This window comes from Streptomyces drozdowiczii (genome assembly GCF_026167665.1).
Taxonomy (GTDB): Bacteria; Actinomycetota; Actinomycetes; order Streptomycetales; family Streptomycetaceae; genus Streptomyces; species Streptomyces drozdowiczii_A.
The window spans coordinates 6,118,307-6,131,064 of sequence record NZ_CP098740.1 but is presented as its reverse complement, the minus strand read 5'-3'; the positions used below and the strand labels follow the sequence as shown (position 1 = coordinate 6,131,064).

Annotated in this window: 6 protein-coding genes and 2 pseudogenes; 6 read left to right on the top strand and 2 right to left on the bottom strand. The window is 72.0% G+C overall.

The window, feature by feature from the left end:
• The first annotated feature begins 55 nt into the window (after window positions 1-55).
• Complete coding sequence (locus tag NEH16_RS27930) at window positions 56-2,989, top strand: FAD-binding and (Fe-S)-binding domain-containing protein (RefSeq protein ID WP_265545679.1); 2,934 nt, start codon at window positions 56-58, stop codon at window positions 2,987-2,989.
• Between the two features lie 10 nt (window positions 2,990-2,999).
• Here NEH16_RS27930 and NEH16_RS27925 read toward each other — a convergent pair whose 3' ends face one another.
• Entirely contained in the window at window positions 3,000-3,719 is a 720-nt protein-coding gene (locus tag NEH16_RS27925) for a L,D-transpeptidase family protein (protein WP_265547410.1), read from the bottom strand.
• A 258-nt stretch (window positions 3,720-3,977) separates the two neighbouring features.
• Between NEH16_RS27925 and NEH16_RS27920 the strand changes: the two are divergent.
• A pseudogene (locus NEH16_RS27920) lies at window positions 3,978-5,761 on the top strand (ABC transporter transmembrane domain-containing protein).
• A gap of 97 nt (window positions 5,762-5,858) precedes the next feature.
• Window positions 5,859-7,583: an ABC transporter ATP-binding protein gene (locus NEH16_RS27915; protein WP_265547408.1), complete on the top strand. Its 1,725-nt coding sequence runs from the start codon at window positions 5,859-5,861 to the stop codon at window positions 7,581-7,583.
• Window positions 7,584-7,620: 37 nt separating this feature from the next.
• On the opposite strand, the gene NEH16_RS27910 is transcribed toward NEH16_RS27915, so the two are convergent.
• Window positions 7,621-8,412 (bottom strand): metal-dependent hydrolase, encoded by a 792-nt coding sequence (locus NEH16_RS27910; RefSeq protein ID WP_073968902.1) that lies wholly within the window; start codon window positions 8,410-8,412, stop codon window positions 7,621-7,623.
• A gap of 108 nt (window positions 8,413-8,520) precedes the next feature.
• Here NEH16_RS27910 and NEH16_RS27905 point away from each other — a divergent pair.
• The 3 genes and pseudogenes from NEH16_RS27905 (at window position 8,521) to NEH16_RS27895 (ending at window position 12,755) form a co-directional block, all read left to right on the top strand.
• Window positions 8,521-11,093, top strand: a pseudogene (locus NEH16_RS27905) (DEAD/DEAH box helicase).
• Between the two features lie 17 nt (window positions 11,094-11,110).
• Window positions 11,111-11,995 carry an acyl-CoA thioesterase gene (locus tag NEH16_RS27900; RefSeq protein ID WP_073969044.1) on the top strand — a complete coding sequence of 295 codons (885 nt, stop codon included), beginning with the start codon at window positions 11,111-11,113 and terminating at the stop codon, window positions 11,993-11,995.
• A gap of 61 nt (window positions 11,996-12,056) precedes the next feature.
• Window positions 12,057-12,755 (top strand): hypothetical protein, encoded by a 699-nt coding sequence (locus NEH16_RS27895; RefSeq protein ID WP_265545677.1) that lies wholly within the window; start codon window positions 12,057-12,059, stop codon window positions 12,753-12,755.
• Window positions 12,756-12,758 lie beyond the last annotated feature (3 nt).

Sequence of the window (12,758 nt, the reverse complement as noted above, 5' to 3'; positions counted from 1 at the left end):
GTCACGGGACGCGGCGCCGAGCCGCCGGACCGACGAACCGCCGAGGAGAACCACCATGCCGCTGCTGGAGCCCGACCCCGACACCCTGCGCCCCGCCGCGGTCCGCCCGCCCTCCCACGACCGCGTCCCCGACGCGCAGGCGCCGGGCACCCCGGAGACACTGCGCACCGAGCTGACCGCCCTGCTCGGCGCGGACAAGGTGCTCTGGAAGGTCTCCGACCTGGTGAAGTACGCCTCGGACGCCAGCCCGTACCGCTTCGTGCCCCAGGTGGTGGTCGTCCCCGAGGACCTGGACGACATCTCCGCGATCCTGTCGTACGCGCACGGCAAGGGCCGCAACGTGGTCTTCCGCGCCGCCGGCACCAGCCTCAACGGCCAGGCCCAGGGCGAGGACATCCTCGTCGACGTCCGGCGGAACTGGGCGGGCATCGAGGTCCTGGAGGACGGCGCCCGCGCCCGTATCCGCCCGGGGACGACGGTCGTGCGGGCCAACGCGGCCCTCGCCCGGTACGGCAGGCTGCTGGGCCCGGACCCGGCGAGCGCCATCGCCTGCACGATCGGCGGAGTCGTCGCCAACAACGCCTCGGGCATGACCGCCGGCACCACCCGCAATTCGTACCGGACCGTCTCCTCGCTCACCTTCGTGCTGCCGAGCGGCACCGTCGTGGACACCGCCGACCCGGCGGCCGACGCGGACCTGGCCCGGGCCGAGCCGCAGCTGTGCGAAGGGCTGCTGGCGCTGAAGGCGGAGATCGAGGCGGACGCGGCGCTCACGGCCCGCATCCGCGCCAAGTACGAGATCAAGAACACCAACGGCTACCGGCTGGACGCGTTCCTCGACGGCTCGACCCCGGTGGAGATCCTGCGCGGCCTCATGGTCGGCTCCGAGGGGACGTTCGGTTTCATCTCCGAGGTCGTCTTCGACACCCTGCCGCTGGACCGGCGGATCTCCACGGCACTGCTGTTCTTCCCCTCGCTGACCGCCGCTGCCGCCGCCGTCCCGCTGTTCAACGAGGCGGGGGCCATCGCCGTCGAGCTGATGGACGGCAACACGCTGCGCGCCTCCGTGAGCGTGCAGGGGGTCCCGGCCGACTGGGCCGGGCTGCCGAAGGAGACCACCGCGCTCCTGGTGGAGTTCCGGGCCCCGGACGAGGCGGGCCAGGAGGCGTACGAGCGGGCGGCGGCCGATGTGGTGCGGCGGCTGGAGCTGGTCCGGCCCGTCACCTCGGTGACCAACGAGTTCACCCGGGACGCCCGCACCATCTCGGGGTACTGGAAGGCCCGCAAGGCGTTCGTCACCGCGGTCGGCGGCTCCCGCCCCTCGGGTACGACGCTGATCACCGAGGACTTCGCGGTCCCGCCGTCCCGGCTGGCCGACGCCTGCGAGGCGCTGCTCGCCCTCCAGGCCGAGCACGGCTTCGACGCCGCCGTCGCCGGGCACGCCGCCCACGGCAACCTGCACTTCCTGCTGGCCTTCGACGCGGCGCGGCCCTCCGACGTCGACCGGTACGCCGCCTTCATGGCGGACTTCTGCCGGCTGACGGTCGAGCGGTTCGACGGATCACTCAAGGCGGAGCACGCGACGGGCCGCAACATCGCCCCCTTCCTCGAACTGGAATGGGGCCCGCAGGCCACCGAGCTGATGTGGCGTACGAAGCAGGTCATCGACCCCGACGGGGTCCTGGCGCCGCGGATCGTCCTCGACCGCGACCCGAAGGCCCATCTGCGCGGGCTGAAGACCATCCCGAAGGTCGAGGCGATCGCCGACCCCTGCATCGAGTGCGGCTTCTGCGAACCGACCTGCCCCAGCCACGACCTGACGACCTCACCGCGTCAGCGGATCGTGCTGCGCCGCGAGATGATGCGCCAGCCCGACGGCTCGCCCGTCGAGACCGGCCTGGTCGACGCCTACGGCTACGACGCCGTGGACACCTGCGCCGGCGACTCCACCTGCAAGCTGGCCTGCCCGGTCGGCATCGACACGGGCGCCATGATGAAGAACTTCCGCCACCAGCGGCACTCCCCGCGCGAGGAGCGGATCGCCGCGCTCGCCGCCAAGCACTTCCGTACGGCGGAGACGGCGGCGCGGCTCGCGGTCGCCGCGGCGAGCCGGATCGACGACCGGCTGCTGCAAGGGGTCACCCGGCTCGCCCGCCGGGCGGTGAGCCGCGATCTGGTCCCCGAGTGGCTTCCCGAGATCCCCGGCGCCGCGCCCCGCAAGCTGCCGCGCACCTCCAGGGCGGGGGCGAGCGCGGTGTACTACCCGGCCTGCGTCAACCGCATCTTCGGCAGCCCGGACAGCCATCGCGGCCCGTCGCTGCCGCAGGCCGTGGTGGCCGTGTCGGCCCGGGCGGGAAAGCCCGTCTGGATCCCGGACGACGTCAACGGCACCTGCTGCGCCACCATCTGGCACTCCAAGGGCTACGACTCCGGCAACGCCGTGATGGCCAACCGGATCGTGGAAGCGGCCTGGGGCTGGACGGCCGGCGGAAAGCTGCCGCTGGTGGTCGACGCCTCCTCGTGCACGCTGGGAATCGCCCATGAGGTGGTCCCGTACCTCACCGAGGACAACCGGGCGCTGCACCGCGAACTGACCGTGGTCGACTCCCTGGTCTGGGCGGCGGACGAACTGCTTCCGGAGCTGACGGTGGTGCGCAAGTCCCGTTCGGCCGTGCTGCACCCGACCTGTTCCATGGAGCATCTGGACGATGTGGACCGGCTGCACGCGGTCGCCGATGCCTGCGCGGACGAGACCGTGATCCCCGACGACGCCGCGTGCTGCGGTTTCGCGGGCGACCGCGGGATGCTGCACCAGGAGCTGACGGCGTCCGCGACCGCCAAGGAGGCCGCCGAGGTGGGGTCCCGGGAGTACGACGCGTATCTCTCGGCCAACCGGATGTGCGAGATCGGCATGGACCGGGCGACGGGCCGCTCGTACCACTCCGCTCTGATGGAGCTGGAGTGGGCGACCCGCCCGGGCCCCGCCTGAGCGGCGCGCGTCAGGCGCGGAGGCTGGCCCGGTCGCCCATGACGACGACCGGGTGCTGCTTCGGGTCGAGGGTGCGCAGCAGCTTCTCCATGGCCTCCTTGGAGACACTCACGCAGGCCGAGGTGCCGCTGCCGTGGTCCATGTGCAGCCAGATGCTGCCGCCCTTGGTCTGGCCCTGCGGGCGCGTCGGGTCGTTGGGCGGGGTGCCCTTGACCCGGTTGTAGTCGATGGCGATGACGTAGTCGAAGTCGTGCCAGTGCGACTTGGCCCAGTAGTGCGGGGCCTGGATCGAGGCGGTCTGCGTGTACGGAAGGCGGGCGCCCGGGTCGGGCAGGACACCGGCCGCGTCGCTGAGGGTGTAGACGCCGACGGGGCTGCGGTTGTCGTTCTCGTGGTGGTCGGGCGTCCAGCCCTTCTTGCCGTTGTGGCCCTTCCAGGAGGCGGCCTTGTCCCAGGTGGAGCCGGACTTGGTGTAGAGCACGACGGTGGAGTCCGCGGAGTCCTTGCCCTCGCCGTAGACGGCGACGACCTGGCGGGACTCGGCGGGGATCTTCGACTGGAGCCGGTCGCCCACATCGGGGATGCGCTTCAGGTCCTTGACGGGGGCCTTCGTACTGCCCTTCCCTGCGGCCGGGCGCTCGGCGGCGGCGCCCTTCTTCGTGTCCCCTCCGTCACCGCAGGACGTCAGGGTCGTGAGCAGGACACCACAGGCGGCCGCCGAGGCCACCATCCGAACCGCACCGGCTATACGCATCCGTCCATGCTCGCACCTGGCGATGTACGCCGTTGTCCACCCCGGGCGGCCCCGGGGAAAGCGTGCCGAATCTTTACCCGCGCCGCGTAAAACCGTTTGCCGCGATCCCGGTGACCGGCAAGGCTTGCTCGGTCCGGTTCCCCCCGCCCGCGTATTCCGCGGGCTACTCGGTGCTGCCCCGACGCGCTTTCGCGGCGCCTCGCGGCCCTGCCTCTTCCGATCCTTTGGGATGTCATGCACATTCGCGATCTTCCGTTCTCGGACCCCGGCGATCCCGATGTCCGTTCAGGTCCCCGCTTCCTGCTGTGGCTGGGCCGCAATCAGATCCGCGGGCAGCTCAAGTCCTTGTTCTGGGGGCTGGTGCACCACTGTTCGATCGCGGGTTACCCGCTGGCGGTGGGGCTGGCCGTCCAGGCGGTCGTGGACCGGTCCGGCGGCAGGCTCGCGCTGGCCTGTGGGCTGACCGCGCTGCTGGGCGTGCTGACCGCGTTGGGCGACGCGATGCTCCACCGGGCCGCCGTCACCAACTGGATCACCGCCGCCGCCCGGATCCAGCAGCTGCTGGCCCGCAAGACCGCGGAGCTGGGCTCGCTGCTGACGCGCAGGGTCGCGGCCGGCGAAGTGGTCGCCGTGTCGACCGGCGACGTCGAGAAGATCGGATGGTTCGTCGAAGCGCTCTCGCGCTTCCTGGCCGCCGCCACGGTCCTCGTCGTCATCAGCGTGGGGCTCGTCCTCTACCTTCCGTCGCTCGGCGTTCTCGTGGCGATCGCCATGCCGTTCCTCGCCCTCTCCGTCCTGCCGTTGCTGCCGCGCGCCACCCGGCGGGCGGACGTGCAGCGCGAGAAGGGCGGCCGGGCCACCGAACTCGCCTCGGACACCGTGGCCGGGCTGCGGGTCCTGCGCGGCATCGGCGGCGAGGAGCTGTTCCTGGACCGCTACCGGCGCGCCTCGCAGGAGGTCCGCGAGGCCGCGGTGCACAGCGCCCGCATGTGGTCCCTGATCTCGGCGGTCCAGGTCCTGCTGCCCGGCGTACTGCTGCTCGCCCTGGTCGTCCACGGGGCCTCGCTGGCCCGGGACGGCCGGATCGAGGTGGGCCAGCTGGTGACGGTGTACAGCGCGGTCACCCTGGCCCTGTTCCCGCTGCGGAACTTCGAGGAGATCGCGATGGCGTACTCCTTCTCCCGCCCCTCCGCGCAGCGCGCCGTACGCGTGCTGTCGCTGAGCCGCAACACCCGCCCGGCGACCGTCGACACCGTCCCGTCCGGCGACCTGTACGACCCGGTCACCGGGCTGCTGGCCCCGCAGGGCCGGTTCACCGCGGTCGTCTGCGGCGACCCGGACGAGGCGGGCCGGCTCGCGGAACGGCTCGGCGGACACGCCCAGCCCGGGGAATCCGACGCTCCCGTGGCGCCCTCCGTCCTGCTGGGCGGCGTGCCGCTGGACGAACTGGAGCCGGCCGCGGCACGGACCGCCGTGCTCGTCCAGGACAAGGACCCCGTGCTGCTCTCGGGCACCCTGCGCGAACTGCTGGACGTGCCGTCGTCCGGGCAGGTGGAGGCGGCGGCCGCGCTGTCCGCCGCGCAGTGCGACGACGTGCTGGCCGCGCTGGCACAGGCTTCCCCGAGCGGGACCGCGAGCCGCTGGACACCCGGATCACCGAACGCGGCCGGTCCCTGTCCGGCGGTCAGCGCCAGCGGCTCGCCCTGGCCAGGTCGCTGCTCACCGACCCGGACACGCTCGTCCTGGACGAGCCCACCTCCGCGGTCGACTCGCACACCGAGGCCCGGGTCGCGGCGGGCGTCAAGGCGCTGCGTACGGACCGTACGACCGTGGTGTTCTCCTCCTCGCCCCTGCTCCTCGACCTGGCCGACCGGGTGGCGCTGGTGCACGGCGGCACGGTGGTGGCGGTCGGCACGCACCGCGAGCTGCTGCGCACCGAGGAGCGCTACCGCGCGGTCGTCACCCGCGAGACCGACGACGTAACAGCCGCACACCAGGAAATCGAGGAACGGGCATGAGAGGAACGGGCATGAAAGGCCAGGCAGTGACCGGCGCCGCCCCACCGGCCCATGTACCCCCGCTTACGACCCGGCGGCCCCCGAGACGGCCACCACCCTGCCGGTCGGCCGGCCCGCCACCGTCCGGGCCTACGTCCTGGAGCTGATGCGGCGCCACCGCAGGCCGTTCGTCGTGGTGACCCTGCTCAACACGTTCGCGGTGATGGCGTCCATCGTGGGCCCGTACCTGCTGGGCGGGATCGTGGAGGACCTGTCCGACGGGGTCCGGGACCTGCATCTGGAGCGCACCGCGATCGTGTTCGCGTGCGCGCTCTTGGTGCAGACGGTGGCCACCCGGTTGATGCGGCTGCGCAGCGCCATGCTGGGCGAGGAGATGCTCGCCGACCTCCGCGAGGACTTCCTGGTCCGCTCGGTGCGGCTGCCTCCGGGCGTGCTGGAGCGGGCCGGTACGGGCGATCTGCTGTCCCGGATCACCACGGACATCGACCGGCTGGCCAACGCCATGCGCGAGGCCGTCCCGCAGCTGACCATCGGCGTGGTCTGGGTGGGCCTGCTGGTCGCCGCCCTCACCGTCACCGCTCCCCCGCTGGCCCTAGCGGTCGTCGTGGCGCTGCCGCTGCTGCTCATCGGCTGCCGCTGGTACTTCCGCCGGGGCCCTGCGGCGTACCGCTCGGAGGCCGCCGGTTACGCGGCGGTCGCCGCGGCGCTGGCGGAGACCGTGGACGCGGGGCGGACCGTGGAGGCGCACCGGCTGGGGGGCCGCCGGGTCGCGCTGTCGGACCTGCGCGTCAAGCAGTGGACGGCGTGGGAACGGTACACGCTGTTCCTGCGGACGGTGCTGTTCCCGGTCGTCAACATCACGTACGCGACGATCCTGGGCGCGGTCCTGCTGCTGGGCGGCTGGTTCGTCATCGAGGGGTGGATGACGGTCGGGCAGCTCACCACGGGGGCGTTGCTCGCCCAGATGATGGTGGACCCGATCGGTCTGATCCTGCGCTGGTACGACGAGTTGCAGGTGGCCCAGGTGTCGCTGGCGCGGCTGGTGGGCGTCCGGGAGATCGAGCCGGACGCGGGTGACGCGTCGGTGTCCCCGGACGGCCGGGACGTGCGCGCCGACGAGGTGCGCTTCGGTTACGTGGACGGGGTCGACGTGCTGCACCGGGTGTCGCTGGACGTCGCACCGGGTACGCGGCTGGCGCTGGTCGGCCCGTCGGGGGCGGGCAAGTCGACGCTGGGCCGGCTGCTGGCGGGGATCTACGAGCCCCGGGACGGCGAGGTCACGCTCGGGGGCGCGCGTCTTTCGCGGATGGTGACGGAGCGGGTGCGGTCGCATGTGGCGCTGGTCAACCAGGAGCACCATGTGTTCGTCGGCTCGCTGCGGGACAACCTGCGGCTGGCCCGTACGGACGCGGAGGACGCGGAGCTGTGGGCGTCGCTCGCCGCGGTCGACGCGGACGGCTGGGCGCGGGCCCTGGAGCAGGGGCTCGACGCGGAGATCGGCTCGGGCGGTCTGGTGATCACCCCGGCGCAGGCCCAGCAGATCGCGCTCGCCCGGCTGGTGCTCGCCGATCCGCACACCCTGGTCCTGGACGAGGCGACCTCGCTGCTCGACCCCCGGGCGGCCCGGAACCTGGAGCGGTCGCTCGCCCGGGTGCTGGAGGGCCGCACGGTGGTGGCGATCGCCCACCGGCTGCACACCGCGCACGACGCGGATGTGATCGCCGTGGTCGAGCGGGGCCGGATCACCGAGCTGGGCAGCCATGACGAGCTGGTGGCGGCGGACGGGGCGTACGCCGCGCTCTGGCGCTCCTGGCACGGCTGACGGGGTCCGGGGGCCGGTGCGCCGGCCCCGGGGCGGCTCAGATGACGTTCATCGCGGCCGCCGCGCCCACGCCTCCGAGGATCATGAAGACCGGCATCAGCACCTTGATCTCGACCCAGCTGCCGGCCTTGAAGCGCATGGCCTTGGGCGGGCCGAGCGGGTACCAGCGCTTGCGGCCCACCGGGATCGGCCACAGGATCGGGCAGCCGGAGACGGTCAGCGCGTCGCCGATGTCGTGGACGAGGGCGCCGAGCACGATCGGCAGCCCGAGCCACAGGTATTCCTGGCCGGGGTCGGTGAAGAGCCAGTCGGCGCCGTTGCCCGGCTTGTCGAGGATGCCGGCGAGGATCCAGGCGCTGGTCGCGCCGAGCAGCCACACCAGGACGTCGCTGGAGACGCGGGCGGCCCGCCAGAGCAGCCCCTCGACGGCGAGGACCAGGTGGACGAAGAGGATCGCGAGGACCCCCCAGCGCCCGCCGCTGTAGGCGACGGCGGAGGCGCCGGCTCCGATCAGGACGGCCCAGACCCAGGTGTGGGTGAGGGTGCGGTGGCCGCCGTTGCGGTGGGAGTCGCCGCGCAGCCTGGTGGCCTTGTAGACGGCGTGCGAGAGCTTGTCGACGATCTCGCAGACCCCGCGCGAGAGGGGCCCGAAGGCGCGCGAGATGGTCGCGGACTTGTGGTCGAGGTCGGGGGCGAGCGCGGCGCCCGCGCTGATCAGCGCCCCGACGACGAGGACGGGCCACGGCATGGTGTGGCCGGTGGCCGCCGCCGCGGCGCCCACCCCCAGCCAGGCCGCCGCCCCCGACAGAGAGTGTGCCGGTCCCATCATGACTGCCGAGCCCCCGTAGGTGTCGCCGAGTGCGCCCGCGGTGCCCGGGCGCGAGATCCGGCCACCGCCGGTGCGGCGCGGCCGAGTTGAGAGGGAAGCGTATCGTCCGTGATCTTCGGGCCGTCGTCCGGTTCCCTCATCGGGGCGGAAGACAGGCAAGATGGGGGCGTGACCCTTATCGATCAGCTGCCCCCGACCGACGATCCCGACGCTCTCTTCGAGGCTTTCTCGTCCTGGACCGAGACGCAGGGGATCACCCTCTACCCGGCTCAGGAGGAGGCGCTGATCGAGGTGGTGTCCGGGGCCAACGTGATCCTCTCCACGCCGACGGGGTCCGGGAAGAGTCTGGTCGCGGCGGGTGCGCACTTCACGGCGCTGGCGCAGGACAAGGTCACCTTCTACACCGCGCCGATCAAGGCGCTGGTCTCGGAGAAGTTCTTCGACCTGTGCAAGCTGTTCGGTACGGAGAACGTCGGCATGCTCACCGGGGACGCCTCGGTCAACGCCGACGCCCCGGTGATCTGCTGCACCGCCGAGGTGCTGGCCTCGATCGCGCTGCGTGACGGGAAGTACGCGGACATCGGCCAGGTCGTGATGGACGAGTTCCACTTCTACGCGGAGCCGGACCGGGGCTGGGCGTGGCAGATCCCGCTGCTCGAACTCCCGCAGGCGCAGTTCGTCCTGATGTCGGCGACGCTCGGTGACGTCCGGATGTTCGAGGAGGACCTGACCCGGCGCACCGGCCGCCCGACCTCCGTGATCCGCTCGGCGACCCGTCCCGTACCGCTGAGCTACGAGTACCGGCTGACCCCGATCACCGAGACGCTCACGGAGCTCCTGGACACCCGGCAGTCGCCGGTGTACATCGTGCACTTCACCCAGGCGGCGGCAGTGGAGCGGGCACAGTCGCTGATGAGCATCAACATGTGCACCAAGGAGGAGAAGGAGAAGATCGCCGATCTGATCGGCAACTTCCGCTTCACCACCAAGTTCGGGCAGAACCTCTCGCGGTACGTGCGCCACGGCATCGGCGTGCACCACGCCGGCATGCTCCCCAAGTACCGCAGGCTGGTGGAGAAGCTGGCGCAGGCGGGTCTGCTGAAGGTGATCTGCGGTACGGACACGCTGGGCGTCGGCGTCAACGTACCGATTCGCACGGTGCTGTTCACCGCGCTCACCAAGTACGACGGCACCCGGGTGCGGACGCTGCGGGCGCGGGAGTTCCACCAGATCGCCGGCCGGGCCGGGCGGGCGGGTTTCGACACGGCGGGCTTCGTGGTCGCCCAGGCGCCCGAGCACGTCATCGAGAACGAGAAGGCGGTCAAGAAGGCGGGTGACGACCCGAAGAAGAAGCGGAAGGTCGTCCGCAAGAAGGCCCCGAGGGCTTCGTGGCCTGGTCGGAGACCACGTTCGACAAGCTGATCCAGTCCGATCCGGAGCCGCTGACCTCGCGTTTCCGGGTCACGCACACGATGCTCCTCTCGGTGATCGCCCGTCCGGGCAACGCGTTCGAGGCGATGCGGCATCTGCTGGAGGACAACCACGAGCCGCGCCGGGCGCAGTTGCGGCACATCCGCCGGGCCATCGCGATCTACCGGTCGCTGCTGGACGGCGGTGTGGTGGAGCAGCTGGACGAGCCGGACGCGGAGGGGCGCATCGTGCGGCTCACCGTGGATCTCCAGCAGGACTTCGCGCTGAACCAGCCGCTGTCCACGTTCGCCCTGGCCGCGTTCGAGCTGCTGGACCCGGACTCGCCGTCGTACGCGCTGGACATGGTCTCGGTGGTGGAGTCGACGCTGGACGATCCGCGCCAGATCCTGGCCGCGCAGCAGAACAAGGCGCGCGGTGAGGCGGTCGGGCAGATGAAGGCCGACGGCGTCGAGTACGAGGAGCGGATGGAGCTGCTCCAGGAGGTGACGTACCCGAAGCCGCTGAGCGAGCTGCTGTGGCACGCGTACGACGTCTACCGGCGCAGCCACCCGTGGGTGGGCGACCATCCGGTGTCGCCGAAGTCGGTGATCCGGGACATGTACGAACGGGCCATGACCTTCACGGAGTTCACGTCGAACTACGAGCTGGCGCGGACCGAGGGCATCGTGCTGCGGTATCTGGCGAGCGCGTACAAGGCGCTGGAGCACACCATTCCGGACGACCTCAAGTCGGAGGACCTGGAGGATCTGATCGCCTGGCTGGGCGAGATGGTCCGGCAGGTGGACTCGAGTCTGCTGGACGAGTGGGAGCAGCTGGCCAACCCCGAGGTGGAGACCGCCGAGCAGGCGCAGGAGCGGGCGGACGAGGTCAAGCCGGTCACGGCGAACGCCCGTGCCTTCCGGGTGCTGGTGCGCAACGCGATGTTCCGCCGGGTGGAGCTGGCCGCGCTGGACCGGGTCCGCGATCTGGGCGAGCTGGACGCGGACGCGGGCTGGGACGAGGACGCGTGGGGCGAGGCGATGGACGCGTACTGGGACGAGTACGAGGAGCTGGGCACCGGTCCCGACGCGCGCGGCCCGAAGCTGCTGAAGATCGACGAGGACGCGGCGCACGGGGTGTGGCGGGTCCGCCAGACGTTCGCCGACCCGAACGGCGACCACGACTGGGGCATCAGCGCGGAGGTGGACCTCGCCGCGTCGGACGAGGAGGGCCGGGCGGTCGTGCGGGTCACGTCCGTGGGCCAGTTGTGAGAGTGGAGAAGAACGGCATGACGAACCCCGCCGAGCGTCTGGTCGACCTGCTCGACCTGGAGCGGATCGAGGTCAACATCTTCCGGGGCCGGAGCCCCGACGAGTCCCTGCAACGGGTCTTCGGCGGCCAGGTGGCGGGGCAGGCGCTGGTGGCGGCGGGCCGCACCACGGACGGGGACCGGCCGGTCCACTCGCTGCACGCCTACTTCCTGCGGCCGGGGCGCCCCGGGGTGCCGATCGTGTACGACGTGGAGCGCGTCCGGGACGGCAGGTCGTTCACGACCCGCCGGGTGACGGCCGTGCAGCAGGGGCGGACGATCTTCAACCTGACGGCGTCGTTCCACCGCCCGGAGGAGGCCGGCTTCGAGCACCAGCTGCCGCCTGCCCGGGTGGTGCCGGATCCGGAGGAGCTGCCGACGGTCGCCGAGGAGGTGCGCGAGCACCTGGGCGGTCTGCCGGAGGCCCTGGAGCGGATGGCGCGGCGCCAGCCGTTCGACATCCGCTACGTGGACCGGCTGCGGTGGACGCGGGACGAGATCAAGGACGCGGATCCGCGCAGCGCGGTGTGGATGCGTGCGGTGGGGCCGCTGGGCGACGACCCGCTGGTGCACACCTGCGCGTTGACGTACGCGAGCGACATGACCCTGCTGGACGCGGTCCGCATCCCGGTGGAGCCGCTGTGGGGGCCGCGCGGCTTCGACATGGCGTCGCTGGACCACGCGATGTGGTTTCACAGACCGTTCCGGGCGGACGAGTGGTTCCTGTACGACCAGGAGTCGCCGATCGCGACGGGCGGGCGGGGTCTGGCGCGCGGCCGGATCTACGACCGGGCGGGCAATCTGCTGGTGTCGGTGGTGCAGGAGGGCCTGTTCCGGCGGCTGGACGGCGCCCCGTCCGCGTAACCCCCTCCGACGGTAGGGCTACTGTTCGACTTCCCTGTCGTCACAACGGAGGAGCGCGTACGTGGCCGCCGTCCTGCAAGTGAGTGCCGTCGCGACGGGGAGGAAGCCGCGCAAGGGCGCACCGGCGCCCGCGCCCGTCTCGCGCTTCAGCCATGTCGTCAAGGTCGCGGACGAGCCGGGCGCGGAGTCGCGGGTGCTGGCCCATCTGGAGCGGGAGCTGCCGCCGGGCGGCATACCGGCGTACCTCGCCGCCCGGAAGACCGGCGCCCGCTCCTTCGTGCTGTGGGCCGACCCGGAGCGCCGCGCCCGGCTGGCAACGGTCGTCACCGCGTCGGCCGGTGACGGGATTTCGACGTACCGGGTGCTGGGCGGTCACGGGGAGGTGCTGGGGACCGTCGTCCGCGAGAAGGCGTGCTCGGGCAAGGGCCTGCGCACCCGCTGGACGGTCACCCAGGCCGGCTGTCCCGAGGCCGTCGGCCTCAAGGGCCGGATCTTCTGGTGGTACGTGTGGTGGCTCCTGTTCCCGCTGTGGCTGGCGATCGGCGTGGGCAGCCTGGTGAGTGGCGGCGGGGACGTGCCGCGCGGGCCCCGGCGCATCCGCTGGCGGGCGGCGGGCGAGACCCCGTTCGAGTTCCATGCCGACGGCGAGGTCGTCGTCCACGCGCAGTGGACCGACCGGCGGCTGGCGGCGGCGCTGACGGCGCTGGTCACCTCGTTCGACAGCTGGCTGGGCACGCCCTGGGACGACAAGCGGGAGTAGCGC